The 26,648-nt window shown below is 66.5% G+C and carries 25 protein-coding genes and 1 tRNA gene; 6 read left to right on the forward strand and 20 right to left on the reverse strand.

What is annotated here, in order from left to right:
* Nucleotide 1: 1 nt before the first annotated feature.
* The 9 genes from O3684_RS05580 to O3684_RS05620 all read right to left on the reverse strand — a co-directional run bounded on the left by O3684_RS05580 (nt 2) and on the right by O3684_RS05620 (nt 7,471).
* Nucleotides 2-1,822, reverse strand: a complete 1,821-nt coding sequence (locus tag O3684_RS05580) for an ABC transporter ATP-binding protein (protein WP_276741255.1) — start codon at nt 1,820-1,822, stop codon at nt 2-4.
* Nucleotides 1,819-3,276 (reverse strand): ABC transporter ATP-binding protein, encoded by a 1,458-nt coding sequence (locus tag O3684_RS05585; RefSeq protein WP_500065534.1) that lies wholly within the window; start codon nt 3,274-3,276, stop codon nt 1,819-1,821. The genes O3684_RS05580 and O3684_RS05585 overlap by 4 nt, the downstream gene beginning before the upstream one ends.
* The gene (locus tag O3684_RS05590) at nt 3,273-4,049 is read right to left on the reverse strand and encodes an energy-coupling factor transporter transmembrane component T family protein (protein ID WP_418912645.1); all 777 of its coding nucleotides are present in this window, start codon (nt 4,047-4,049) and stop codon (nt 3,273-3,275) included. Before O3684_RS05590 ends, O3684_RS05585 begins: the two co-directional genes overlap by 4 nt.
* Complete coding sequence (locus tag O3684_RS05595; protein ID WP_500062767.1) at nt 4,042-4,641, reverse strand: MptD family putative ECF transporter S component; 600 nt, start codon at nt 4,639-4,641, stop codon at nt 4,042-4,044. Before O3684_RS05595 ends, O3684_RS05590 begins: the two co-directional genes overlap by 8 nt.
* A 197-nt stretch (nt 4,642-4,838) precedes the next feature.
* The gene (gene rplA, locus O3684_RS05600) at nt 4,839-5,546 is read right to left on the reverse strand and encodes a 50S ribosomal protein L1 (protein WP_016461559.1); all 708 of its coding nucleotides are present in this window, start codon (nt 5,544-5,546) and stop codon (nt 4,839-4,841) included.
* A gap of 70 nt (nt 5,547-5,616) precedes the next feature.
* Nucleotides 5,617-6,048: a 50S ribosomal protein L11 gene (rplK, locus tag O3684_RS05605; RefSeq protein ID WP_500065535.1), complete on the reverse strand. Its 432-nt coding sequence runs from the start codon at nt 6,046-6,048 to the stop codon at nt 5,617-5,619.
* Nucleotides 6,049-6,207: 159 nt separating this feature from the next.
* Nucleotides 6,208-6,990 carry a transcription termination/antitermination protein NusG gene (gene nusG / locus O3684_RS05610; protein ID WP_500062769.1) on the reverse strand — a complete coding sequence of 261 codons (783 nt, stop codon included), beginning with the start codon at nt 6,988-6,990 and terminating at the stop codon, nt 6,208-6,210.
* 77 nt (nt 6,991-7,067) lie between these two features.
* A complete protein-coding gene (gene secE / locus O3684_RS05615; RefSeq protein WP_500062770.1) occupies nt 7,068-7,364 on the reverse strand; it encodes a preprotein translocase subunit SecE in 297 nt (98 codons plus the stop codon).
* Between the two features lie 34 nt (nt 7,365-7,398).
* Nucleotides 7,399-7,471 (reverse strand) — tRNA-Trp (locus tag O3684_RS05620).
* Nucleotides 7,472-7,652: 181 nt separating this feature from the next.
* On the opposite strand from O3684_RS05620, the gene O3684_RS05625 reads away from it, so the two are divergent.
* From O3684_RS05625 to O3684_RS05645, 5 genes are all read left to right on the forward strand, one after another.
* On the forward strand, nt 7,653-8,858 hold the full coding sequence (locus tag O3684_RS05625) for a pyridoxal phosphate-dependent aminotransferase (RefSeq protein ID WP_500065536.1): 1,206 nt from the start codon (nt 7,653-7,655) through the stop codon (nt 8,856-8,858).
* Nucleotides 8,858-9,667 carry an alpha/beta hydrolase gene (locus O3684_RS05630; protein WP_500065537.1) on the forward strand — a complete coding sequence of 270 codons (810 nt, stop codon included), beginning with the start codon at nt 8,858-8,860 and terminating at the stop codon, nt 9,665-9,667. Before O3684_RS05625 ends, O3684_RS05630 begins: the two co-directional genes overlap by 1 nt.
* A 3-nt stretch (nt 9,668-9,670) precedes the next feature.
* Nucleotides 9,671-10,753, forward strand: a complete 1,083-nt coding sequence (locus O3684_RS05635) for an adenosine deaminase (RefSeq protein WP_500065538.1) — start codon at nt 9,671-9,673, stop codon at nt 10,751-10,753.
* An 818-nt stretch (nt 10,754-11,571) separates the two neighbouring features.
* Nucleotides 11,572-12,042, forward strand: a complete 471-nt coding sequence (locus tag O3684_RS05640; protein ID WP_500062774.1) for a helix-turn-helix domain-containing protein — start codon at nt 11,572-11,574, stop codon at nt 12,040-12,042.
* Entirely contained in the window at nt 12,039-12,434 is a 396-nt protein-coding gene (locus O3684_RS05645; RefSeq protein ID WP_500065539.1) for a ribonuclease HepT family protein, read from the forward strand. The genes O3684_RS05640 and O3684_RS05645 overlap by 4 nt, the downstream gene beginning before the upstream one ends.
* Before the next feature lie 415 nt (nt 12,435-12,849).
* Here the strand turns inward: O3684_RS05645 and O3684_RS05650 are convergent, their stop codons facing one another.
* From O3684_RS05650 to O3684_RS05695, 10 genes are all read right to left on the reverse strand, one after another.
* The gene (locus O3684_RS05650) at nt 12,850-14,070 is read right to left on the reverse strand and encodes a UDP-N-acetylmuramate dehydrogenase (RefSeq protein ID WP_500065540.1); all 1,221 of its coding nucleotides are present in this window, start codon (nt 14,068-14,070) and stop codon (nt 12,850-12,852) included.
* A 66-nt stretch (nt 14,071-14,136) separates the two neighbouring features.
* Nucleotides 14,137-15,126, reverse strand: a complete 990-nt coding sequence (locus O3684_RS05655) for an NADP-dependent oxidoreductase (protein WP_500065541.1) — start codon at nt 15,124-15,126, stop codon at nt 14,137-14,139.
* Between the two features lie 119 nt (nt 15,127-15,245).
* Nucleotides 15,246-16,487 (reverse strand): MFS transporter, encoded by a 1,242-nt coding sequence (locus O3684_RS05660; protein WP_500065542.1) that lies wholly within the window; start codon nt 16,485-16,487, stop codon nt 15,246-15,248.
* Nucleotides 16,488-16,579: 92 nt separating this feature from the next.
* A complete protein-coding gene (locus O3684_RS05665; RefSeq protein WP_007587569.1) occupies nt 16,580-17,254 on the reverse strand; it encodes an N-acetylmannosamine-6-phosphate 2-epimerase in 675 nt (224 codons plus the stop codon).
* Between the two features lie 9 nt (nt 17,255-17,263).
* Entirely contained in the window at nt 17,264-18,184 is a 921-nt protein-coding gene (locus tag O3684_RS05670) for an ROK family protein (protein ID WP_500065545.1), read from the reverse strand.
* Nucleotides 18,185-18,291: 107 nt separating this feature from the next.
* Nucleotides 18,292-19,209, reverse strand: a complete 918-nt coding sequence (locus O3684_RS05675) for a dihydrodipicolinate synthase family protein (RefSeq protein WP_500065547.1) — start codon at nt 19,207-19,209, stop codon at nt 18,292-18,294.
* Between the two features lie 2 nt (nt 19,210-19,211).
* A complete protein-coding gene (locus O3684_RS05680) occupies nt 19,212-20,036 on the reverse strand; it encodes an ABC transporter ATP-binding protein (protein WP_500065548.1) in 825 nt (274 codons plus the stop codon).
* The gene (locus O3684_RS05685) at nt 20,033-22,081 is read right to left on the reverse strand and encodes a dipeptide/oligopeptide/nickel ABC transporter permease/ATP-binding protein (RefSeq protein ID WP_500065550.1); all 2,049 of its coding nucleotides are present in this window, start codon (nt 22,079-22,081) and stop codon (nt 20,033-20,035) included. Before O3684_RS05685 ends, O3684_RS05680 begins: the two co-directional genes overlap by 4 nt.
* A 3-nt stretch (nt 22,082-22,084) precedes the next feature.
* Complete coding sequence (locus O3684_RS05690; RefSeq protein WP_500065552.1) at nt 22,085-23,038, reverse strand: ABC transporter permease; 954 nt, start codon at nt 23,036-23,038, stop codon at nt 22,085-22,087.
* Nucleotides 23,039-23,155: 117 nt separating this feature from the next.
* Nucleotides 23,156-24,727, reverse strand: a complete 1,572-nt coding sequence (locus O3684_RS05695; RefSeq protein ID WP_500062783.1) for an ABC transporter substrate-binding protein — start codon at nt 24,725-24,727, stop codon at nt 23,156-23,158.
* Between the two features lie 172 nt (nt 24,728-24,899).
* Between O3684_RS05695 and O3684_RS05700 the strand changes: the two genes are divergently transcribed.
* A complete protein-coding gene (locus tag O3684_RS05700) occupies nt 24,900-25,559 on the forward strand; it encodes a FadR/GntR family transcriptional regulator (RefSeq protein WP_500065554.1) in 660 nt (219 codons plus the stop codon).
* A 61-nt stretch (nt 25,560-25,620) separates the two neighbouring features.
* Here O3684_RS05700 and O3684_RS05705 read toward each other — a convergent pair whose 3' ends face one another.
* Nucleotides 25,621-26,637, reverse strand: coding sequence for a sialidase family protein (locus tag O3684_RS05705; RefSeq protein ID WP_500065556.1), 1,017 nt, complete (start codon nt 26,635-26,637; stop codon nt 25,621-25,623).
* Between the last annotated feature and the right edge of the window lie 11 nt (nt 26,638-26,648).

Here is a 26,648-nt window from a genome sequence, read left to right on the forward strand (position 1 = left end):
GTCAGTGTCCTTTCGCGGGTGCGCTCATGCGACGCATATAGGGATGATCGGCGAGCTGGTCGGGCGTGCCCAGCGCGATGAGACGACCAGCGTCGAGGATGGCGATCTGGTCGACACCCGCGATCGAGGCGGCGCGGTGCGCGATGACCAGGACCGTCTTTCCCTGGACGAGGCGGGTAAGCGCCGCCTGAATATCGGCTTCGGCTTCCGGGTCGGTGAAGGCGGTGGCCTCGTCGAGGACGAGGATGGGCGCATCGACGAGGAGGGCTCGAGCGATTGCGATGCGTTGCGCCTGACCACCCGAGGGGTGAGCATCTTCCCCGATGACGCTGTCGAGGCCTCGGGGTAGGGAACGCAGGTAGTCGTCGATGCGAGCGGCCCCAGCGGCAGCCCACACTGCTTCGTCGCTGGCGTCCGGGACTCCGAGCGCGATGTTGTCACGCACGGAGATGTCGAGGAGCTGCGGGTCCTGGAGGACGAAGGAGACGTGCCGGTAGAGGACGTCCGCAGCGATGTCACGCGCATCGACCCCACCGATGCGGACAGCCCCCCGGTCCGGGTCGGCGAAGCGCGCGACCAGCGTCGCAAGCGTCGATTTTCCCGAGCCGGAGGAACCCACGAGGGCGGTCACCGATCCCTCGGGGATCGTCAGGCTCACGTCGTCCAGCGCGAGAGTTGACCCGTAGGAGAAGGAAACACCATCAATCTCGATGTCAGCGCCCTTCGGCACTGAACTCCCCTCGGCGGGCAACGGGGCGACCGAGAGTAGGTCCACGATGCGCAGCGCGGCGGCCCCGGCGATCTGGTAGGCCCACGTCGTCGTGCCTAGCACCTCAATGGCCGCCGGGATGACGAGGGCAATGAGAGCGCAGGTGATGACCTGGACCGGGCTCACGATGCCCGAGGCCGCGAGCGCGGACCCTCCCGCCGTCGAGACGAGCAGGATCAGGGAGGGAGACACGGTTGCCTGCCCGAGCGCGGAGCCTTTCAGCAGCGGGCCGCACCAGTCGACGTAGAAGCGCGAGAAGTCCTCGGCAGCCCGGGTGAATCGCTCGTGTGAGCGCCCGACGGTTCCGAATGCCTTGACGACGCTGATGCCGGACACGAATTCGACCATCGTCGACGAGACGCGCGAGAGGTGTCGGTCCATCTGCGCGGTTTTCTCCCCCATGCCTCGCATCATCCACGCATTGAGGAGTCCATAGAGGGGCAGCGTCGCGATCGAGAGGAGCCCGAGCCGCCAGTCGACGACGAAGGCGTAGATGAGCAGGGAGACTGGCGCGCTGATTGCGGCCGCGGATTCAACGGGCGCGTGCGCGATGACCGTGTGTACGTCGTGCGTGTCGTCCTGGATGGCCTTGCGCACGGCCCCCGAGTTCGTGGAGGTAAACCAAGCGAGGGGCGCGGCGGCGAGGACACTGACCATGCGGGAACGCACGATGTGCCCGAAACGCACGTCCGCGAAGTGGGTGACGGCCAGCGCGACGAAGTAGATACCGTATCGGAGGCCGAACGCGCCGGTCAGCCACATGAGGAGAGTCATCACCTCGGCGCGGTCAGGTGAGACCCCCGAGCGCGCTGCGGCAAGAAGCACCTCGCCTAGCTGGACGAGGACGACGTAGGGGGCGACCGCAAGCGCACCGTAGAGGAACCCGAGCACTCGGGCGACCATCATGGACCCGCGGATGGGGGCGGTCAGTTCTTTGAAGGCGCGTTGGCCCGCCAGGTGAGCCGCGCGCGGGTCGTCGCTGTGCTTGTCGTCAGTGAGTGGGGCATTCGGGGACGAGGCAGTGGCGGCCTCGCGCTCGTCGGTGTCGGTCATTGGGGTTCTCCTTCGCGGGCGCGCTGGGTGCCCGTCGGCGTGAGTGTGATGAGTCGGTCCGCGCAGGCCGAGGCGAACTCGCCGTCATGGGTGACGACGATGACGGCCGCTCCTTCGTTCGCAATGCGGCGCAGGGTTGCGGTAATTGAGTCGAGGTGCCGGGCATCGACGCCCGACGTGGGTTCGTCGAGGATGACGACGCGGCGCCCAGTGGCTCGCGCAGCTGCGATGACGAGGCGTTGCTTCTGTCCTCCCGACAGGCTGAGGGGATGTCGGTCCCCCAGGTGAGCGAGGTCGAAGTCGGCCAGGAGCTTCTCCCCGGCCTCGCCGCTGGCATCCGACGCGCCGATTGTCAGCTCGCCCTCGAGCGTGTCAGAGAACAGCTGGCGTCCGGTGTCCTGCATGACGAGCGCGCACGCGGCCCGTCGCTGCCGTCGACTCGTCGTCTGTCCGTCCAGGGTGATCGTCCCGGAACTGGGAGCAGCCAGACCGCATAGCACACGCACGAGGGTCGTTTTTCCAACGCCGTTCTCTCCAGCGATGCAGGTGATCTGCCCTGCCGGAAAATCCGCGTCAAACCCCTCGAACACGGGAGTGCTCCCGTAGGAGAAGCTCAGGTCCCGGCAGGACAGGCGCACATTCGTGGTCAGCGCGGCGTGCGCATCGCTCTCCCGGGAGGTCACCCAGGCCTCGGGCGGACCAGGGTCCACGAGGGTCCGCAGACCGAGCGACCTGCGTTCCTCATCGCCCATCGAGTAGAATTCCTCGCCGCCCCAGCGACGCGTGACCGTTCCACCTTCCATGAGGAGAACCTGGTCGGCGAGCGCCCGCAGGAAGTGGAGGCGGTGCTCGACGACGACGATCGTCATCCCCTGTTCTTTGAGGACTGCGAGGGCGCGTCGCACGTCGGCGATGGCGTCGGGGTCCAGGTTCGACGTCGGCTCGTCGGCGAGGAGGACCGGCGCCCCGGAGGCAAGCGCGCAGGCGAGAGCCACCTTTTGGAGCTGCCCGCCCGACAGGGTCGAGAGCTTGCGGTTCATCAGGTGCGAGATCCCCATGAGCGTCGCGGCGCGTGCGCTGCTCTCGACGAGGGTCTCGCGGTCGCGGCCGTAGTTTTCCCCGCAGAAGGCCAGCTCCTCGGCGACGGTGTCGCAGAAGAATTGGGTGCGCGGGTTCTGGAAGACCGACGAGCACAGGTGGCCGACCTCGGTCAGGGGAACCTCGGCGAGGTCGCGCCCGTCGATCCGCACCGCGCCTTCGAGCTCACCCGGCGTCATCTGGGGGACGAGGCCGGTGAGCGCCCGCATGAGCGTCGACTTTCCGCAGCCGGAGGAGCCGCACACGAGCGTGAGGGTGCCAGGCCGGGCGGACAGGTCAACCCCGGAGAGCGCGTCGACGCGATCACTCGTCAGCTCACTGACGTAGGAGAACGACAGGGATTCCACGTCAATCATGGGAGTACTCCGAGGTAAGCGCTGAACTCAATGGCGGCTACGCCGGCGACGCACACGAGGGCCACCACGTCCCAGGCGCTGGCCCGCAGCCGCGTCAGCGAGGTGGGGAGCGTGGGGCCACCCAGGCCTCGAATGACGCTCGAGGCCGCCAGGTCGTCGGCTACGCGCGCGATGGAGGACAGCAGGGGGACGAGGAAGCGCTCGGCTATCACGAGGGGGTGGCGCAGAACACCACGAATCCCGAGGTCGACGCCGCGCATTTCCAGCGCCTCGCGAATGGCGACCGCCTCCGCTCCAACCGTCGGGAGGACGCGGAACGCGACAACGAGGGCATCGACGAACACACGCGGCAGGTGAATCGCACGCAGGGCTGCCTTCATCTGGCCGATCCGCGTCGTGCGGTACACGTAGAGGGCGAGGCCAAAGCCCGCGAAGAATCGCGCGAACCAGAATGCGATCGCGGCGCACGTGCCGATCACGAGGACCACGCTACGCGGCGCCCCCATGCCCTCGAGCCACGCGACGAGGAGGGGCGAGCCGAGGCTAAACGCGTCGCAGACGAGGCACCCAAGCCCGGTGCGCGCCGCGGTGGCGCCACCCACCTCCCACAGGAGGGCAAGCACCGCGAGCAGCTGCACCGCCAGCAGCGTGGACGTGGGGCTCGCGCGCATGACAAACGCGTTGAGGACGAGGAGGGCAAGAAGCTTGGTGCGCGGATCCAGCCTGCTCACTAACTGGCCTGGGGCGTCCTCGGCGAGCGAGATCTCAGGCAACGCCAGCCTTCGCGAAGTGCTTGCGCAGCAAGAAACGACCAATAAGCCCGCCGAGGCACGCGACGATCATCGTAACAACCACCCACACGCTGATGACCGCGGGGCTAAAGAGGGCACGCATACCATCCGCGTAGTCCTGGCCCATCTGGGACGCGACATCCGCGTAGTAGGAGTCGGGAGCAAAGAAAATCGGAGCAAGCGGGCCAATCCCCCACAGGGAAAACAGCATGTATGCTGCAATGTTTCGAGGGGCACTAAGATAGCCGCCACTGTGGGCGATAAGGTCAGCCAGGAAACCGAGAATGAGGGCGACCGGTACGGTCACCCACGCATGCCCTGTCACGACCATGAAGAAGGCGACGATGCCCGCCATGATCGTCATCGTCCCAAACATGCGCGAACGCACCAGCATGAGCATGATGACCGGCCCGTTCAGGAGGAGGCCAACAATCCCGCCGACGAACATGAACGCCGGCCCGAAGAAGCCGAGCATCGCCGAGCACCACATGAGGACAAAGTAGACGGCGGTGAAAGCACCAATCGTGACGGCCGAGCGCGCCTTCGTGACACCCGAACCCGCAACCTGAGACATTTTCGCGACCCTTCACAAACATAGGTTTATACAAGCGAATTAAGGGTACCCTACTCTCCATCAATAGCATGTGACCTACGTCCCTAACAGAGCTCACATGCTACCCAGACGAGCGACGGCAGGCCTTGAGACAAAAAGCGGGTCCCCGCGCAGCAGTGCTGCGCGGGGCCCCGGATTGCTTCGTCAGCGAGCTACGCTCACTTCTCCAGCAGGTCCTTGACCTTGGTGACATCCAGCGGGATGCCGGGGCCCATCGTCGTGGCGACGGCACCCTTGATCAGGTAACGGCCCTTCGCGGAGGTCGGCTTGAGACGCAGAACCTCGTCCAGGACGGTCGCGTAGTTCTCGGTCAGCTGCTCGGCGGTGAAAGACGCCTTGCCGACGATGAACGCCAGGTTGCCGTGCTTGTCGACACGGAACTCGATACGACCACCCTTGATCTCCTTGACAGCCTTCGCGACATCCATGGTCACGGTGCCCGTCTTGGGGTTCGGCATGAGGCCACGGGGGCCGAGGACACGGCCGAGGCGGCCAACCTTGCCCATCAGGTCGGGGGTAGCAACGGCAACATCGAAGTCGGTGTAGCCCTTGGCAACCTTCTCGATGAGCTCGTCGCCGCCGACCTCGTCGGCACCTGCGTCAATCGCTTCCTGAGCGCGCGGACCAACGGCGAAGACCAAGACCCGGGCGGTCTTGCCGGTGCCGTGCGGCAGGGAAACGGTGCCACGGACCATCTGGTCCGCCTGACGGGGATCGACACCGAGTCGGAAGACGACCTCAACGGTCGAATCGAACTTGGTGACGGTGGTCTCCTTGGCCAGCTTCATGGCCTCGAAGGGGGTGTACAGCACGTCCGCGTGGACCTTCTCGGCCGCTGCGCGGTAGCTCTTGGAGCGCTTGGTCATTCTGCTTCTTCTCCTTGCAGTCGTGGGTGTCGGGCAGCGCCTGCCCTACCACGGGGGGGGTTGGTTGAGGTCAGCCCTCGACGGTGATGCCCATGGAGCGGGCGGTGCCGGCGATGATCTTGGCCGCAGCCTCGACATCGTTGGCGTTGAGGTCAGCCATCTTGGACTGGCCGATTTCGCGAGCCTGATCCATCGTGATCGAACCAACCTTGACGGTGTTGGGGGTGCCGGAACCCTTCTGGATGCCAGCAGCCTTCTTGATGAGCTCAGCGGCGGGCGGCGTCTTGAGGACGAACGTGAAGGAACGATCCTCGTAGACGGTGATCTCAACGGGGATGATGTTTCCACGCTGCGACTCGGTGGCCGCGTTGTAAGCCTTGGTGAACTCGACGATGTTCACGCCGTGCTGGCCCAGTGCGGGGCCGACGGGCGGTGCGGGGGTTGCGGCGCCGGCTGCGATCTGAAGCTTGATCAGGCCGGTGACCTTCTTCTTCGGTGCCATGAATGCGGGTCTTTCTTCTGAAGTTCTGACCGACGGGTGCCGGTCAGGCGGAGCGTCGGGCACTGCTCACTGGGTTTCAGCGGGCATAGTGCGCCCTACGCACACAAAAGTGAATCATAACGCGATTCCGGGCTTGATCCCAAGTCCGGGTGCGTGATGTCACTGCTCGAGCTTCTCCACCTGGTCGAAGCCGAGCTCGAGCGGCGTCTCGCGCTCGAAGATGGTGACGAGGACCTTGAGCTTCTGGGTCTCGGGCATGATCTCGGAGATCGTGGCCGACATGGTCTCGAAAGGTCCGTCGGTGACGGTGACGATCTCGCCGACCTCGAACTGGGTCTGGACGACCTGGACGGGTGCGGGCTGATCCTTGGCGGCCTCGGCGGCCTCCTCGAGGACGTTGGGCGTCAGGAGCATGACGACCTCATCAATCGAGAGCGGGACCGGGTTGTGCTGGTCGCCCACGAAGCCGGTGACGGCGGGGGTCTCCTTGACGACACGGTACGAGGCCTCGTTGAAGTCCATGCAGACGATCGCGTAGCCGGGGATGCGCACGTGACGCACGCGCTTCTTCGTGGTGCCGCGGTACTCCATGACGTACTCGTCCGGGACCTCGACGGCGAAGATGTAGTCTTCCATGTTCTGCGTGGTGATGCGCTGCTCGAGGTTCGCCTTCACCTTGCGCTCGTGGCCAGAGTAGGTGTGGATGACGTACCAGTCGCCGGGAGACATGTAGAGCTTGCGGCGCAGCTTGGCGATTGCTTCCTCTTCGGCCGAGGCAGGGGCCTCGTCGTCCGATTCGGTCTCCTTCTCGGCGACCTCCTCGGTCACCTCATCGACGACTTCCTGGGCGGCTCCGTCGGCCAGCGCCTCGGCACTCTCCTGCTGGACCTCTTCCTGGTGCTCCTCGAAGGCCTGTTCCTCGGTGTAGTTTTCGTCGCTCACGACGTTTCCCTCCTGCAAATGGGGCCGGACCGTAGAAGAAACCCGCCTGCAGTATCCTGCGGGCGGGTTCGTCGGTCTCAGCCGAAGATCAATGCACTTAGCTTACCGAATCCGAAGTCGAGTAGGCCAGCGAAAAGCATGATTGCGGCGACAAACACAACGACGACGACGAAGTATGTCCAGGTTTCGGATCCCGTCGGATAGGTCACCTTCTTCATTTCATCGATGACCTGCTTGAAGAACAGCCAGATGCCGCCGAAGAAACCGGGACGCTTGTTCTGTTCCTTGTCGGCGTCACCACGCTTGCGGGTGGCAGCGCTCTTAGTGCGATCTCGGCGCGAGGATTCAGCGTCCGAGGCAACACGATCGGCCATGGGAATCCTCCTACGAAATGATCAGCCTAATCCGCAGGGCAGGCGGGACTCGAACCCACAACCGCCGGTTTTGGAGACCGGTGCGCTACCAATTGCGCCACTGCCCTACGCAGGAAAACCTGCCTGACGAACATTAGTGGATCATGCGGCGCTTTGTCCACCCGAGAACCACAGCCAGAGGTCGCGCGCCCCGAAATACCAGCCCCGACCTCGTAAATGAGAGGTAGCCCACGCGCGCATTGCGTGCGCTCCCCGCCACACGCGCGCGCGACGTGGGACCATGGAGGGGTGACCAATACTCCTCGCACCCGTGTCTCTGATCGTTTCAACGCCATCACCCCGTCCGCGACCCTGGCCGTGGATGCGAAGGCCAAGGCCCTCAAGGCCGCCGGCCGCCCGGTGATCGGCTTCGGTGCCGGCGAACCCGATTTCGCCACGCCCGACTACATTGTCGAGGCCGCCGTCAAGGCCGCCCGCAACCCCGCGATGCACCGCTACACGCCCGCCGCCGGCCTCCCGGCGCTGCGCGAGGCCATCGCCGCCAAGACGCTGCGCGACTCCGGCTACGAGGTCTCCCCCGCCGACATCGTCGTCACCAACGGCGGCAAGCAGGCAGTCTTCCAGGCCTTCGCCGCGCTGCTGGGCCCCGGCGACGAGGCCATCCTGCCGACCCCCTACTGGACCACGTACCCCGAGGTCGTCAAGCTCGCCGGCGCGACCCCCGTCGAGGTGTTCGCGGGTGCCGACCAGGACTACAAGGTGACCGTCGAGCAGCTCGAGGCCGCGCGCACCCCCCGCACGAAGGTCCTCCTCATGTGCTCGCCGTCCAACCCGACGGGCAGCGTCTACACGCCCGAGGAGCTGACCGCGATCGGCCAGTGGGCCCTCGAGCACGGCATCTGGGTCATCTCGGATGAGATCTACGAGCACCTGCTGTACGAGGACGCGCAGACCGCGCACATCGTCAAGCTGGTGCCCGAACTGGCGAACCAGGCCGTCATCCTCAACGGCGTCGCCAAGACCTACGCGATGACCGGCTGGCGAGTCGGCTGGATGATCGGCCCCTCCGACGTCATCAAGGCCGCCCTGTCCTTCCAGTCGCACCTGACCTCCAACGTCAACAACATCGCGCAGGAGGCCGCGCGCGCCGCCGTGTCCGGCTCCCTGGACGCCGTGAACGAGATGCGCGTCGCCTTCGACCGTCGCCGCCGCACGATCGTTGACATGCTACGCCAGATCGACGGCTTCGACGTTCCCACCCCCAAGGGCGCGTTCTACGTCTACCCCTCCGTCGAGCGCCTGCTCGGACGCGAGATCCGCGGCCGCGTGGCCAACACGTCGGGCGAGCTCGCCGACCTGATCCTCGACGAGGTCGAGGTCGCGGCGGTTCCGGGCGAGGCCTTCGGCCCCTCCGGCTTCCTGCGCTTCTCCTACGCCCTGTCCGACGACGACCTCGTCGAGGGCATCACCCGCGTGCAGGAGCTCTTCGCCTGATGCACGTCTCGTTCGAACGGACAGCGCAGGAGGCCCCCTTCGGGACGGTCCTCCTCGCCCACGGGTACGCGGAACACTGCGGGCGCTACGCCCACCTGCGCTCCGCGCTCACCCGCGCCGGCTACGACGTCGCCTACTACGACCACGCGGGCCACGGGACCTCCGACGGTCCCCGCGCCCGCGTGGACGTGGGTGCGCTGATCCGCGACTTCGGCGACGCACGCCGGGCGGCCCTCGCCCACGCGCGCACGCCGGAGCTGTTCCTGTTCGGACACTCCATGGGCGGCATCATCGCGGCCGCCTCCACGATCCTCGACCCGACGCGGCTGCGCGGTACCGTTCTGTCCGCGCCCGCCCTGCGTCCCCTCCCCCACGTCTCCCCCTCTCAGGCGCGCAGGCTTCTGCCGATCGCGCGGCTGCGCCCCGGCCTCGTCGTGGCGAAGGGCGCGTCCGACATGGAGGTCTCTCCCCTGTCGCGCGACCCGCAGGTCCAGCGCGCCTTCGATGCGGATCCGCTCACCTACAAGGGCGGCGTGCCGATCCTCACGGGTGCCACCATGATCATCCAGGGCGACGAGGTCATCGCGCGCGCCGGCCGCCTGGCCTCGCCGATCCTGGTCATGCACGGGTCGCACGACCTGATGGCGGACCTGCGCGGCTCGCGCGAGCTCGTGCGCGGGGCACGCGCGGCGCACCCGGACGCCGACATCCACCTGCGCATCATTGATGGCGCCTACCACGAGCTCCTCAACGAGCCCGAGGGCCCCGGCCTGATCCGCGACATCATCATCTGGCTCGGGGAGCACTGAGCCGTGGCCACGCCCGCGGTGCCGAACCTCACCGCCCCGCGCCCCACCCCTCCGGGCAGGCGTGACCTCACGACCCTGCCCAAGGCCCACCTGCACCTGCACTTCACGGGCGCGATGCGGCCCACGACCATGGTCGAGATGGCGCGCACGCAGGGCGTGCGCCTGCCCCCACACCTGCTGCACATCGACGCGGCCTCCATGCCGGCCGACGGGCGCGGGTGGTTCCGTTTCCAGCGCGCCTACGATTCCGCGCGTCACCTCGTGCGCTCCGAGGCCGCGATGCGCCGCCTGATCCGCGAGGCCGCCGAAGACGACGCCGCCGAGGGGTCGGTGCGCATGGAGATCCAGGCCGACCCCACGTCCTACGCACCCTACGTTGGCGGCATCACCCCGGCCCTGGAAATCATCATCGACGAGGCCCGAGCGGCCTCGCGCGATACCGGCGTCGACATCGGCGTGATCGTCGCAGCGTCGCGCATGAAGCACCCTCTGGACGCGCGCACGCTCGCGCGCCTCGCCGCATCGTTTGCTGGGGATGGTCCCGGCGATGTCGTGGGTTTTGGCCTGTCGAACGACGAGCGCGTGGGTTCGACGGCTTCTTTTGCTCCGGCGTTCCGCATCGCGCGCCGCGCGGGGCTCGTGGGTGTTCCGCACGGCGGCGAGCTCCTGGGCCCGTCCTCCGTGCGCGAGGTTGTGTCCACTTTGGCGCCCGCCCGCCTCGGGCACGGGGTGCGCACGAGTGAGGACCCGGATCTGCTGAATGCCGTCGTGGACGCGGGCATCGCCCTGGAGGTGTGCCCGACGTCGAACGTGCACCTGGGGGTGTACACGGACTTTTCGCAGGTGCCACTGCCGATTCTGTTGTCTGCCGGGGCTACCGTTGCGCTGGCTGCCGATGACCCGCTGCTGTTCCGCTCGCGCCTCGTCGCCCAGTACGAGGTTGCGCGCGACGTGTTTGGCCTGTCCGATGAGGCCCTGGCCGACCTGGCGCGCTCCTCTATCGACGCGTCGCTGGCCTCGCCCTCGCGCAAGGCGGCCTGGAAGGCCGATATCGACGCGTGGCTGGCGGCCGAGCCCGTGGCGTAGGACTGTCGCGGGGTGCACGCGGCGTAGCACTGTCGCGGGGTGCACGCGGCGTAGCACTGTCGCGGGGTGCACGCGGCGTAGCACTGCGACACCCACGGTGTAGTGAGTCGTACTTGTGTGGGGTGCGCCCACTTCCCCCACAATCTCGCATGCAATTCCCCCACGCTTCTTTCAAACATTGAAACCAGAACGTTGATATTCCGCGGTTTTCAGGTCACGTTCCAGGACACCCTGCGGGGAATTGCATGCGAAATTTGGGGAGGTCTCAGCGGCACCTGCGGTATCGACGGTATCGACGGGATTTATGGGAGAATGCAAACACAGCCGTTACCCGGTCCCCGTGGCCCACAGCCACAGCGATGCCCAAATCGCAGACCACCTCGGCGACCGACGGTTCGCATCCGGATAGGCTATGAACACGCGGATAGGTTACGAAGATCCGGATAGGTTATTAACCTATCCGGATGCGCATAACCTATCCGGATCGTGACAACCTATCCGCGTAACAGATCCGCGAGCGCAGGCAAGCTTCTCCTCAACACTCCCAAGATTCCACGCCCCCGCAATCTCGCATGCAATTTCCCCACACCTCTTTCAAACATTGAAACCAGAACGTTGATATTCCGCTGTTTTCGAGGGGTGCTACAGAACACGCTCCGGGGAATTGCATGCGAAATGTGGGGAGCCCTCTCTCAGTCCGGTAATTTCTTTCCCATCCAACCGCCCGAGTCGGCCACCTCGGGACGACTGCAGGCCCCGGCCTCGTACCTACCGACGACCACTTCACCAATAGTGCACGCGTGCACTATCATGGAGGCATGAGCCGGTTTCGTCGTGACGATGCGCCGTCCCTCGTGCGCGCTGCACGTCAGGACGCATCCCTCACACAGGCCGAGCTGGCGGGGATGACCGGGATGAGCCAGTCGACCCTCGCGCAGATCGAGTCCGGCAAGCGCGCAGTCTCCGCCGAGCTGCTCGAACGCATCCTCCGCGTCGCCGACTACCGCCCCTCCGTGCCGCTCGCCCGCTATGCGCCTTCCATCAGCAGCTACGCCCAGGAACGAGGCCTCGGTTCCCTCCGCGTCTTCGGCTCGGTTGCCCGGGGAACGGACGGATTCGAGTCAGACATTGACCTGATCGGCACGCCCACCCGCGAGCTATCGCTGTTCGAGTTAGCGGACATCGCATCGTTCGCGAGCGAGCTCACCGGCTTCCCGACGGAGGTTCACGCGGACACTCACGTACCCGAGGCACTGCGAACTGCCGTTGACGAGGCCGTGGCGCTATGAGCGAGTCCGCTTCCTTCACCCCTCGACCGCGAGTGGCGCGCAGACACGCGCCCAGTTTCGACGCTGAGAACTTCCTGCGCGAACTCGACGTCATCGCCCATCGTGTCAAGCGAGTTGCCGCTGTCCCCGTTGAGGCCTTTAGCGCCGACTGCCCGGAGTACGACTCGGCTTGCATGGTGATCATCCGGCTGGCCGCGTTCCTGGAACGCGAAGAGTACGCACCCTACATGGATACCCTGACCTCGCCTGAGAAGCGCGCCCTGCGCACGACCCGCAACATCGCGGCACACTCGGGGTACCAGAGCATGGACGACCAGCTCCTGTGGACGGCCGTCACCCGCAACGTGCCCGACATGATCGAGCGCCTGCGCGCCGCAGCCTCACGCGGATAGGTTATGAGCACGCGGATAGGTTATGAAGATGTGGATAGGTTATTAACCTATCCGGATGCGGATAACCTATCCGCATCGTGACAACCTATCCGCGTAACAGATCCGCGAACGCAGGCTTACTTCATTGACGACGCCCCTCCCCGCACATCCGCGAACTATCCGCGAGCGCAGGATCAGCACAGTTCTCCCACAATCTCGCAGGCAATTCCCCCGCACCTCCTTCAAACTTTGAAACCAGAACGTTGATATTCCGCGGTTTTCAGGGGGTGTCCCCGGACACCCACCGGGGAATTGCATGCGAAATTTAGGGACGCACCTCTATGGGATCACCGGAAAGATACCAACGACGATTGATGCCACAACGACCAGGTGACGCAAACGCTACCGGGGGATGCAACACCTACCGGGTGACCCGCTACCAGGTGATACCAACCGTGACCGGCTCGGGGACCAGGGTCACGCCGAAGGCCTCAAAGACATGCTCGCGCACGGCGCGGGCCAGGGCCTCGATGTCGGCGCTCGTCGCGCCGCCGCGGTTCGTCAGGGCCAGCACGTGCTTGGTGGACAGGGACGCGCGCGGCGGATCCCCGGCCTCGGGCAGGTGGAAGCCCTTGCCACAGCCCGCGTGATCGATGAGCCAGGCGGCGCTCGTCTTGACGAGGCCCTCCCCCGCCTTGAAGCGAGGCGCGCCCTCGGGCAGGGTGGCTGCCACGTCCTCGGGCAGGATCGGGTTCGTGAAGAAGGAACCGGCACTCCACGTGTCGTGGTCCTCCGCGTCCAGGACCATGCCCTTGCCGCTGCGCAGATCCAGGACGGTGGAGCGGACCAGGGAGGCATCAGCGCGCGACCCGGCCTCGACTCCGAGGCGTCGCGCCAGCTCGGCGTACATGACGGGGGCGCTGAGGGCCGAGCGCTCGAGGCGGAAGTCCACGGACAGGACCACCCAGCGGCCAGTCGGCCCCCACGGGCGGTCGTTCAGGCCGGGCTCGCCGACGCTGCGCTTGATCGCCGAGGAGCGGTAGGCGAAACCGAGGTCGGAGGGCAGCAGGCGCACAACGATGCCCGTCAGGCGATCGTAGGCCTCGACGCTCTCGATGGTCTCGGAGACCTCGTGGCCGTAGGCGCCCACGTTCTGCACCGGGGAGGCGCCGACGGTGCCGGGGATGCCGGAGAGCGACTCGACGCCGGACAGGCCCTCTGCCAGCGTCCAGGAGACGAACTCGTCCCAGACCGTACCCGCGCCGACGCGCGCGACGACAGATCCGGCGGGGTCCTCGTGGATGATGGCGGCGACCTCACCGAAGGGCTGCACGTCGACGACCGTGCCCTCGAAGGGCGCGTCGGAGGCCAGCAGGTTCGACCCTCCGCCCACGACGAGGAGCGGGCCGCCAGCAGCATCGGCCGCGGCGACGGCATCCACGAGGGCGCCAGTCGTAGAAACGCGCACGTGCTCAGCAATGGGCCCGCCCACGCGCAGGGTCGTCAGATCAGCAAGGGTCGTCATGCCCCTAAGCCTAGTCGCACGCCGCGCGTTCGGCCTAACCCCGGCGCGGACCTGAGCTAAGGGGCACCAGAGTGCCCTCGGACGACGAGGCCATGGCAGGGACAGCGGGACAGCGCGCTCAGAGATGGGCACGCACGGACGACGAGGCCGGGGCCTCCCCACCCGGGCGCCGCGCGGTCACCAGAGGCAGCGACGGGTTCAGTCCATCGTGATGACGATCTTGCCGCGCACGTGGCCGCTCATCAGCTCGCTGTAGGCGGCGCGCACCTGCTCCAGCTCGAAGGGGTAGGTGTCCGCGATGGTCAGGCTCACCGTGCCACGGTCAATGAGGCCCGCGACCGTTGCGATGTCGGCGATCTTCCCGTCGCGCCCGCCAGTGAAGCGCGCGCGACGCAGGGCGATTGCGGGCGTCGGGACGAGCGTTCCCACGCGCTCACCCGGAACGCCGAGGCTGTGGGCGAGTGACGCGTAGCCGCCGAAGCAGTCGATGAAGGCAGTGACGGGTGAGGGCACCGCGTCCTTGATGCGTTGCTCGAGGCCCTCGCCGTAGGAGACGGGAATCGCGCCGAGGGAACGCAGGTAGTCAGCATTCGAGGGACCGGCGATACCGATGACGGTCGCGCCGCGGGCGACGGCCAGCTGCGTGACGAGGCCTCCCACTCCTCCGGCGGCCGCGGCGACCACGATGACGTCACCCGCCTCGGCCTTCACGCTGCGCATGGCGCCCATCGCGGTCTGCGCGGCCACGCCCAGCCCTCCGGCGATGTCGAAGCTCATGGAGGCGGGCTTGGACACGACGTTGTCGGCGGAAATAACGAGTTGGGTCGCGAGCGAACCATATTCGCGCACCTGCCAGGGGGCGGCGCGCAGGAGGCCGATGACCTCGTCGCCCACCGCCACGTTGGTCACGCCCGGGCCCACGGCTGCCACGACGCCCGCAAAATCCTGTCCCACGCCCCGTAGCGGCCGGTCCGCCCCGCGGGCGAACCAACGGCCGGGGTGAACGATGGTGCGGAGGATCTCGAGGGGCCTCGTCAATCCACCGAAGAGCTTGTAGTCAACGGGGTTGATGCCGGCGGCCCGCACGGTGACGAGCACCTGTCCCTCTCCGGGCGCGGGGAGTGACACCGAGCCTTCCTCGAGGACCTCGACGCCTCCAAAACGACGGTAGCCGATGATTCGCGCCATGATTCCCCTTCTTCCATCGCAGCGAAACAGAGCGCCACGTCACAAGCGTGCTCGTACACCAGGATACGCCTGCGCTGTCGCGGACGGAAGGCTCAAGGACAAGCCCGAGAAGCCGCCTTCTAGTCGCCGAAGGCGAGGTCCGTGTGCTTCGTCCCGCGGCGGTCGGGCACCTGCCCGGCGAGGACGATCGCGAGGAGGACCGGCAGAGCCACGAAGGCCAGCGCTCGGTGGTAGCCGATGTGGTCGGCGATGAGGCCGAGGAGCGGCGGGCCGATGAGGGCCGCACCGTAGTTGACGGTCGAGAGCACGGAGACGCGCGCGGGCGTCATCACGGGGTCGACAGACAGCGCCGAGATGCCCAGGGGGAAGCCGAGGGCCGACCCGATGCCCCACAGGGCGATGCCCGCGACCGCGAACAGGTGGTGCGGCGCAAAGGCCACGAGCAGCAGGCCGACGACCGCGCCGGTAAAGGTGATGCGCAGCAGCTTCGGCGATCCCAGGCGAGCCTCGAGACGCGGGGACGCGAAGCGCACGATCGTCATCATGAGCAGGAAGAACGCGAAGGCCGCCGAGGCCGCCGCGGTCGAGTAGCCGTAGCCATCCACCATGGACAGGTTGAGCCAGTCGTTGGCCGCGCCCTCCATGAGGCCGGCGCTCATGACCATGAGGGCGATGAGGACGGTCTGTTTCTCGCGCCAGGCAACCCGGGTGAGGCCCTTCGCCTTGCGCTGCGAGGCATCCTTCCCCTCACCCTTATCCTGCGCGGGTGCGAGGGCCGCGACCTCCTCCTTCGTCAGGTAAAAACCGACGGCGGTCCCGCAGGCGAGAAGCTCGAGGGCCGCCAGTCCGAAAAGGTGGGCGCCGAGGGGCAGGCCCAACTGGGCGGCGAGGGCTCCGAGGAGCGCGCCACCCAACATACCGACCGCGTACATCGCCTGGATGACGGGCACGACGGTGCGACGCACGGCCGCCTGGACGAGGCCGGCCTCGATGTTCATAGTCGCACCCCACAGGCCGTTGCCAGCCGCGATCAGCACGAGGCCAAGAGTGGCCAGCGGGATCGAGACGTTGAGTGCGCCCATCCCCGCGCAGACGATGCCCAGAGCCCAGACAGCCACGCCGATGCGGCCCGAGGCCCGCGCGCCGATCTTGGTGACGATCGGGCCAGAGGTCGGCAGCGTCAGCAGAGAGCCGAGGGAGGCGATGAGCAGCATCGTGCCGATCATTGCCGGGGTCAGCCCGAGGTCGTCGCGCACGTCGGGCAGACGCGAGAGCCACGCGGAGGTGCCGAAACCGAGGCAGACGTAGACGACGCCGGTGGCGCGGAGGGCAGCGCGTGCACGCGAAGATGGGACAGACATGCTCGGTAATATACGCGTATTCACGCCAGAAAAACGCAGTGCGCGGGCGGGTGTTGGTCACCCGCCCGCGCACTGTCACAACAGCGACAGGATCAGCCCTCCACGGCAGCCTTGAACCACGTCGTGATCGACGTGGGGTGCGTGATCGCGGTGCCGACGATGACGGCGAACGCACCGGCCTCAATGGCGGCTGCGGCCTGCTCGGGCGTGTGAACGCGGCCCTCGCAGATCACAGGGACGTCAGGGAACGCGGCGACGACCTCGCGCAGCAGCTCCAGGTCGGGTCCGTCGGTCTTGACGCGGTCGCCGGTGTAGCCCGCGAGGGTCGTGGAGACGATGTCCACGCCGGCATCGACGGCGCGCTGGGCGTCCTCGAAGGAGCCGCAGTCGGCCATGACGAGGGTGCCGTCCTCGCGCAGGGCCGCAACGGTCTCCGCAAAGCTCAGGCCGTCCAGGCGCGGGCGACCCGTCGCGTCCAGGGCAACGATGTCGGAGCCGGCCATGACGCAGGCGCGGGCGTGGCGCAGCGAGGGCGTAATGTAGACGCCCTCGTGGCCTTCCTTCCACAGGCCGATGACGGGCACGTCGACGCGGCCCTTGATCGCGGAAATGTCGGACAGGCCCTGGCAGCGAATCGCCGCGGCACCGCCGATCTCGGCGGCGCGAGCGATCTGCGCCATCGTCTCGGGGTGGCGCATGGGCTCGCCCGGGTACGCCTGGACGGAGACGATGAGCTTGCCCTTCAGGTTTGCAATGAGCGGGTGCATGGTGAACTCCTATGAGTGCAGGAAGAAGGAAACGGCTCCAAGCAGCGGCGCGTCGCCGCCCAGGGAACCAACGAGGATGGGGGTGGCGGCGACGGGCGTCATCGCGGAGGCCGCGAAGCCTTCGCGCAGGGCGTCCCACCAGATGTCCCCGGAGCGGGTCATCGACCCGGAGAGGATAACGACGGCCGGGTCTACACAGTTGACCAACGAGGCCGTGGCCTCGCCGAGCGCAAACGCGGAGCGGGAGAAGCAGGCGGCCGCGAGGGCGTTGCCGGATTCGGCGAGCTCTTGCAGGGCGCGCCCGCCGTCCACCTCGGGGTCGGACTCGCCGCGCAGCGAGTCGTACCAGGCCGTGATGCCCGAACCGGAGCAGAAGGACTCGATGTGGCCCTTGCGGCCGCACGAGCACGTCATGTCGGGGGCGAAGTGGTGGTGGATGTGTCCGACGTGTCCGGCGATGCCGCGCGACCCGAAGGAGACCTGGCGGTCTTCGACGAGGGCGCCGCCGATGCCGGTGCCGACGGCGATCGACAGGACGCAGCGGTAGGGCTGGCCGGCACCGAGCGTGGCCTCACCCAGGCCGTGCGCGTGCACGTCGTTCAGGACGCGCACCTTCAGGCCGGTCGCTTCCTGAAGCAGGGCGCCGAGGTGAGTGCCTCCCCAACCGGGCATGGTGCCCGTGGCGGAGACGATATCGCCGGTCGACGGGTCGACGACGCCAGCGCTGGCAACCGCGACACCGCTCACCTGCGGGTGAGAGGCGACCAGGGACGAGGCAAGGTCGCAGATGCGAGCCGCCACGTCCGCTCCGCCGCGCATCGCGTCGGTGGGGATCGATCCGCGCTCAGTGACCTCGTAGCTGTCACCGGCCTCGATGATGCCCCACCCGACCTTGGTGCCACCGATGTCGAGGGCAAGGAGCGTAGTCATGAGGATCCTTACGAAAAGTCAGGGGTACAAGAAAATCGACGAGGCCGGGGCGCGCGCCCGAAGGCGCGCAATATGCGGAACGGAAGTGCCCCGGCCTCGTCGACGTATCAGGAGAGCAGGTCGACCGCGCGCAGCACGGAGGCGACGTGCTCGACGTTGTCACCCTCGAGGGCGGCAACCGGGCGCGGCATCTCCGGCGAGTCGAAGACGCCGAGCAGGTGCAGGGCGGCCTTGAAGGCGCCGACGCCCGCTCCGAAGCCCTGCACGCCCTTCACCTGGACGATGCGCATGAGGTCCGCGAGGCGGTCCTGCTCGGTGCGCACGGCCTCCCAGTCGCGCCTCTCGTAGGCCTGCCACTGGCGCACGTAGCCCTCGGGGTCCACGTTGGCCAGGCCGGGCACACTGCCGTCCGCCCCGGACATGTAGGCGCCGTCGACGACGACCTCGTGGCCGGTGAGGAGCTGGAGCGGGTGGCCGGCTGCCTCGTTGGCGCGGCACAGCCAGCGGAACGCGACGTCGTCGCCGGAGGAGTCCTTGACGCCATCGATGACGCCGTCGCGGCCCAAGCGCATGAGCAGGTCGGGCGAGAGCTTCGTGTGCACGCACACGGGGATGTCGTAGGCCCACAGCTCCAGGCTGGTGTTCTCCTTGAGGAGGCGGAAGTGACGCTCGACCTCGGTCTCGCCGCCCAGGGCGTAGAACGGGGCGGTCGCGACGACGCCGGTGGCGCCGCCGATCTCTTCCACGGCCTTGATGTTCTCGATGACGCGCTCGGTCTCGGTGTCGATGACGCCGACCAGGAGCGGGATGCGGCCGTCGACGATGCGCACGGCCTCGCGCTGGATCTGGGCGCGGCGCTCGGCGGTCGAGAAGGCGACCTCACCGGTGGAGCCGGACACGAACAGGCCGTCGAGGCCGGCCTCGATCAGGCGGTTGATGTGACGCTCGAGCGAGGGGACGTCGAGCTCGCCGTCCTTGAGCGGGATAGCCAGGGGCGGGACAACGCCACGGATCTTCGAAGACATAATTAGTACTCTCCTTCGAGGTCAAGGTTGGGGTGCAGGAGCGAGGGCGCGGCGCCCAGGAGCTTGCGGGTGTAGGGGTCCTTCGGGTCGGCGAGCAGCTGCGCGGCTGGCCCTTCTTCGACGACCTTGCCGCCGTTCATGACGGCGATCCGGTCAGAGACGTATCGCACGGTCTGGATGTCGTGCGAGATGAAGACCATCGCCAGGCCCAGGTCCCTCTTGAGGTCCGTGAGCAGGTTCAGGATCTGGGCGCGCACCGACACGTCGAGCGCGGAGGTGGGCTCGTCGGCGATGATCGCGTCGGGGCCGATGGACAGGGCGCGGGCGATGGCCACACGCTGGCGTTGGCCGCCCGAGAGCTGTCCGGGGAGCGCGTCGAGGGCGCTCGACGGCAGGCCGACGAGCGAGATCAGTTCGCGCACGCGCTTGGCTCGCGAGGCCTCGTCCCCAATGTGGTGCACGCGCAGCGGGTCAGCGAGCTGATCGGCGACGTGCATGCGGGGGTTCAGGGCCGTCGCGGGGTCCTGGAAGACCACGGAGACGACGCGTCCGATTTCCCGGCGGGCGGCGGCGCTGCGCTTCGTGACCTCCTTGCCACCAAAGAACACCTTGCCCTTCGACGGCATCTGCAGACCGCACATGACGTTCGCGGTCGTAGACTTGCCACAGCCGGACTCGCCGACGATGCCGAGCGTCTGTCCGCGCTCAATGCGCATGTTGACGCCACGCACCGCGTGGACCTTATTGGGCTTGAACAGGGAGCCGGTACGCGAGGTGAAGGTCACCTCGACGTCCTTCAGTTCGATGATCGGGGTGTTGTCGCTCATCGCGTTTCCTCCTGACCGTTCGTTTCCTGCGCGGAGGCATTGGCCTCGTCGCGGGGCGGGAGAGCCGCGTACACGTGCTCGGGACCGACCTCGGTGAGGACCGGGCGGATGTCCAGTCCGTAATCGGGGTGCGAGGACCGGGGGGCGAAACGATCGCCCTTCGGGAAGTCGCGAGGCGAGGGCACGGTGCCGGGGACCTGGTGGAGTCGGCCGGAGCCGGACTCGATCGAGAGGACGGCACCCAGCAGGCCGCGCGTGTACTCGTGGGTCGGGTGGGTGAGCAGTTCCTTGGTGGGGGCCTGCTCGATGACCTGGCCGGCGTACATGACGGTGATGTGGTGTGCCACCTCGGCGACGAGCGCCAGGTCGTGGGACACGAAGATCATGGCGAATCCGAGCTTCTCGCGCAGCTCGTTGAGCAGGGAGATGACCTGCTTCTGGACGGTGACGTCCAGGGCGGTGGTCGGCTCGTCCGCGATGATCAGCTTCGGGTCGCGGGTCAGGGCCATGGCGATGAGAACGCGCTGGCGCTGGCCGCCCGAGAGCTCGTGCGGGTAGGACTCGAGGGTGCGCTTGGGATCCAGGCCCACGAGCTCGAGGAGTTCCTCGGCGCTGCGCTTTCCGCCGCGGCTGGTCAGCTGCTTCATCTGAGCCTTGATCAGCATGGCGGGGTTCAGGGACGACAGGGCGTCCTGGTAGATCATGGCCATCTCGTGACCGAGCAGCGCGCGACGCTCCTCGGCGGACTTGGACAGCAGGTTCTCACCCTCGTAGAGGATCTCGCCCGTGATCTCGGCCTTGGGGTCGATGAGGCCCATGATGGTCAGGGCCGTGATCGACTTACCGCAGCCGGACTCGCCCACGAGGCCCATGGTCTCGCCGGGGCGGACCTTGAAGGACACGTGGTCGACGACGTTGACGTCGCCGTGACGATCAAACTTGATGCACAGGTCCTTGACCTCAAGCAGCGGAGTCTTCTCGAAGTCGGCTTCGAAGCGATCGAAGCGCTGTTCTTCGACGGTCTCGAGGTCGTCGAGGCGGGCCTGCAGGGATGCGGCCTGCTCGGCGTAGGCGCGGCGCGGGTCAAGCAGGAGCTTGTCGGCCTCACGGTCGGAGTCCTTATCGACCTGGGCGACAGCCGCCGACGCGGGTGCAGCCACCATGGCGTCGGTGATGCCCTCAGACAAAATGTTGAGGCACAGGACCGTGATCATGATGAACAGGCCGGGGAAGAACGCGGTCCACCACTTGCCCAGGAGGACCGACAGGTTCGACGAGGCCTCGGACAGGACGTTGCCCCACGTGGCCACGGTGGTCGCCTGGAGGCCCGAACCGATGAAGGTCAGGGAGGCCTCGAGGATGATCGCGTCGGCGACGAGGACGGTCGCGAACACGAGGACCGGGGCGGCCGTGTTACGCATGACGTGCTTGGTGAGGATCCAGGGAGCGCGGGCACCGGAGACGATCACCGCGCGGACGTAGTCTTCACCGTAGGCGGCCATGACGTTCGCGCGAACGATACGCGACAGCTGCGGGATGTACACGAAGGCGATCGAGCAGATGATCACGAGGACCAGGCCGAAGGTGTTACCGGACTTGGACAGCGTACGACCGAAGACCAGGACGGAGACGGCTGCCATGGCGATACCGGGGACCGCCATCACGATGTCCATGACGCGCATGATCGCTTCGGAGAAGGACTTGCGCACGACGGCTGCAATCGAACCGATGATCGCACCGAAGAAGAGCGCAATCAGGGTCGAGCACAGGCCGATCAACAGGGAGAAACGGCCTCCGTACAGGACGCGAGCGAGAATGTCGCGGCCGACGTGATCAGTTCCGAACAGGTGCTCGCCGGACGGGGCGCTCCACTTGTCGAAGATCTGATCGGGACCGTAGGGAGAAATGAAGGGCGACAGGACCGAGGCGAGGACAATGAGGGCAAGGATGCCCATTGCGATCTTCGATCCGGTGGACATCGCACCGATGCGCGAGAAACGCGCGCCCTTCGCGGTGACCTTGTCGAGCTTTTCTTTCTGATTCATGCCTCACACCGACCTAATACGCGGATTGATGAGCAGGTAGAGCATGTCAACGATGATGTTGACGACAATGAACGCGATCGCGACGACGAGCGCGCCACCCTGCACCAGGGTCACCCAGTTCTCCTGGATGCCCTTGAGCAGGACCGCCTTACCCATTCCATCGATGGAGAAGATAATTTCGATGACGACCGCGCCACCCATCAGGTAGCCGATGCGCAGGCCGAGGACGGTGACGGGCGTGATGAGCGCGTTACGCAGCACGTTGCGGGCCACGACGATGCGCTTGGGGATACCGGCACCCACAGCGGTGCGGACGTAGTCGCGGTCCAGTTCCTCAACCATCGAGGTACGCACGACTCGGGTCATCTGACCGATCACGGGAACCGCCAGAGCGATAGCCGGAAGGAGCATCCGCAGGAACCAACCGCTCGGGTCTTCGCTGAATGCGGGCAGCGGACCCGAGACCGGGAGCTTCTGGACAAATCCCAGGACTAGCAGCGCTGCCAGCCAGAAGGACGGGGTGCCGATGCCGACCACCGAGAACACGCGGATGACCTGGTCGGGCCAACGGTCGCGGTAGAGGGCGGCGAGAACGCCGAGCGGGAAGGAGATGATGACGGCGAAGAACAGGCCGAGGAAGGTGAGCTGCAGGGTGATCGGGAGAGCCTGAGCGACCAGATCGGTCACGTGGTTGGACGTTCCAACGCCATAGGTACCAAGGTCACCGTGGAGCATGTTCCACAGGTAGTGACCGTACTGAACGAAGAAGGGGTCGTTGAGGCCGTGCTGCACACGGTACTCTTCGAGAGCTTCGGGGGTCGCGGTCTCGCCCAGAGCCGAGTAGGCCGGGTCGATCGGAGACAGCGACATGATGAAGAAGACGAGGAAGGATACGCCGACCACCATGATCGGCAGTGCCACCAAACGTCGTCCGATGAGTCGCAGAAGGTTATTCACTTCTAGACCTCCATTTCAACGGATTTTGGCAATAGAAAGGGAGGGGTGGCGCCCGACTGTGGCGTCTGCCTCAGGGCGGGCGTCCCACCCCTCCTTTCTGTGATGTCCCGAGGGGACTTACTTAGCGCTCACACCGAGCAGCTGCAGGCCGGTGGAGGAGATCGCCTGGAATCCTTCCACCTTGGCGGGGTTGGAGCCAGTGATCATGTTGCGGAACACGAGCGGGAAGATCACGGTCTTCTCAGCGAGCAGATCCTGAGCCTCGCCCCACTTGGCCTTAGCGGCGTCACCGTCGAGCTGAACGGCCTCGTCCATGATGGACTGCAGCTTGTTGAAGGACTCGGGGTCCGAGGTCTGCCAGCCGTCACGCTTCTTGGTCCAGACGTTGTCGCCGTTCCACCAGGAGATGATGATGCCGGGGTCGGTGCCGAAGACCGAGGGGTCGCCGGGGGCCAGGACGATGTCGTAGGTGGGGTTGTCAACGTCGGTGACGTTGGCGTAGAGGTCAGACGACGCCATCTGCGTGTGGTTGACCTTCAGGCCCAGGGCCTCCAGATCGGACTTGATCTGGGGAACCAGGGAGAGGACCCACGGGTGATCCGTCGTCACCAGGTTGACCTCGAGGCCAGAGACGCCAGCGTCGCTCAGGAGCTTGGAGGCGGCATCCTTGTCGTAGGACAGGTCGGTCGAGGGCTTCTTGTAGGCGGGGTTCGCCTCGGGCAGGAAGGAGGTCGCCTCAACGGCCTGGCCTTCGAGCGAGGAGTTGATCAGCTTCTGCTTGTCGATGGCCTTGAGGATCGCGCGGCGAACCTCGGGCTTGTCGAAGGGAGCCTTCTGGGTGTTGAACATCAGGAAGGGGTTGCCGTAGCCGGGCTTGGACTCGATGTTCCAGCCGGCGCCCTTGAGCTGGTCCTGCGCGGAGGCGGGAACGGCTTCCATGACGTCGATAGTGCCACCGATGGCGGCGGCGAGACGGGCGGAGTCATCCTTGAGGGACTGCCACTTGAGGGTGGCGACCTTCGCGGGCTCGTTACCGGTGTAGTTCTCGTTGGGAACAGCGGTGATCTCAGTCGCCGTGATGTTCTCGTACTTGTAGGGGCCGGTGCCGATCGGCTTGGCCTTGAGCGAGTCTTCGTCCATCGAGGCGGGGACAACGCGGACGTTGACGAAGCGCTCCTTCAGGTTGGAGAAGGGGTGCTTCAGCTTGATCGTGATGGTGTTGTCGTCCTTAGCTTCGACGGAGTCGACGAAGGTAAAGAACTGACGGTAGATCGACTTTTCGGAGGTGGCGCGCTCGTAGGAGGCCACGAAGTCGGCGGCGGTCACGGGGGTGCCGTCGGAGAACTTCGCGCCGTCGCGCAGCTTGACCTCGTATTCGGTGTCGGAGATCTTCTCCGGGTCACCGGCGGCCAGTGCGGGGCTGACGGAGTAGTCGGCCATGTTGAAACGGTACAGGCCTTCGAGGACCTGCCAGTTTGCACCCATGCCGAGCGCCGAGGTGGTGATCGGACCGTAGTCGGTGGTCTCGTAGGCGACGCCGGCGGTGATCGTGCCCTTCGGCCCGTCGGAGCCCTTGGAGCCGCCGTCGGTCGAGGTGGTGGTGGAGGATCCGCCGCCGCACGCGGTCAGGATCATGGCGGCAGCTGCGGTCAGTGCAGCGCCGGTCGCGAAGTGTTTGCGCATTCGCATGTTCTCGCTCCTCATCTTCGAGAATTGGGACGTGCGGTTCTTTTGTTCCGCTCGCTATACTGATTCTATGTTGTCAGACAAATTAGTGCAAGCGATATCACCCCAATCGCCATCAACAACCGATCAGAACCGATGCGTATCAGCACCGATTGACTCAAGATCCTCGGTAACGATGGATGCGATCAAGTCCTATATTTTGCGACATGGATTACATCCTGGTGACCGCCTCCCCACCGAATCAACACTGTGCGCCGACCTCGGCGTTTCACGGTCGTCCGTGCGAGAAGCACTCCGTCGCCTCCAGGCACTGGATATCGTGACGGTTCGCCAGGGTTCCGGCTCCTACGTCGGCGAGATGTCGATGCAACCGCTCGTCGAGACCCTCGTCCTGCGGGCCGCACTGGATGAGATCAACGGTGCACAGTCCCTGCATGCGATCATCGACACGCGACGGGCACTCGACCTCGGGATCGCGGTCCCGCTCACCCGGGCCATGAAGGGCACGACGAACCCGCACCTGTGGGAGCTCGTCGAGGCGATGACCGAATACGCGCACACGGGTTCGACCTACCTGGAGCAGGACATCGCCTTCCACTCCGGCCTCCTCGCCTACGTCGAGAACGAACTCATGCACCAGCTGGTGGCCGCCATGTGGCTGGTCCACCAGAGCGTCACCCCTTCGCTGGCCGCAGCGTCGCGCCAGGAGATGGAAGCCACCGCCGAGGCCCACGCGGCCATCCTGCGGGCGTGCGAAGCCGGCGACCTGGTGGCGTACACCGCCGCCGTCGAGGCCCACTACGCCCCGCTCCTGTCGATCATCGAAGGTCGCTAGAGCGCACAGAAAAACCTCGGAGCGTTGTGGGGGCACGCGCACCGAGGTTTTCTGTATCCGTTCAGAGGCTGACCGCAGCCTCCCAGAGGCCTCGGTCGCGCTCGAAGACCACCACGGCCTCGTCCCCGACGACGGCCACGTCGCTGTATCCGAAGGTGCCATCTCCCAAGGAGGAAACCGCCTCGGCGCGCACTTCACCCTCCCACGGCGGGGCCAGGCGCAGGATTTCGCCACCCGCGCGCGCGTCGCGCCGCCCGGGGTGCACGAACAGATCCCCGATCATGCGCGCGTTGCAGCCGGGATCATCCAGCTCCCAGAGGCACGCGCCCTCCCAGGTGCGCCCATCGCCCCACGCGAGGAAGCGGGCACCTGAGCCCCTGCCTTCAAAACCCTGGATGCGGCAGTTCGCGACGAGGCGGCCGTCCCATACGCCGAGCGTCGTCTCGTCGAGGAGCACTCCCCCGTCGCCGACGAGAGGTTGCGCCGCGCCGACCAGCCGCCCTCCGCGCGCGTACACGACGCGCACGTGCGTCTCGTCCCCGATGCGCACGACGTAGGGCAGCGCGACCGCTCCATCCACCGCCACGGTACCGCCCGAGGTCGCAAACAACGCATCAGCCCCCGTGAGCGCGTAGAGCTCATCCGTCATGTCCACATAGGACAGGTCCTCGGGGCCACTCCCCCACGCCCACCAGGCGCGCAGGCGCTCACCGTCCGCGCGCGAATCCATGTAGCCCACGCGCCCATCCGTCGACGCGAATGCCAGATGCATGAGCCCGTCACCGTCCACGCCGACACACGCATCCGAAGAGACCGGCGGACCGCCGGCCGGAAGCGGGCGCGGCCTACTCCATCGTCCCGCCCCCTCATGCTCCGTCCACAGGATGCGGTTCGGATTCGGCAGATCCGAGGCCATCGTCAGCCCGTTGAAGTCAGATCCCGTGCCCGAGGCCGGGGCGGGACGCTCGTCGAAAAACAAAACCGTGCGCTCGTCCGCGAGCGTCACGAGGCCGGGGATGCGCGCCTCGCCCGCGCCCTTCGGGGCGACGATGCAGCGCGGAGCCGGAGTTTCAACCATGCGCCCAGGAT

Origin of the sequence: Pauljensenia sp. 20925_1_27, from assembly GCF_041432835.1 — a bacterium.
In the GTDB taxonomy this organism is placed as follows: domain Bacteria; phylum Actinomycetota; class Actinomycetes; order Actinomycetales; family Actinomycetaceae; genus Pauljensenia.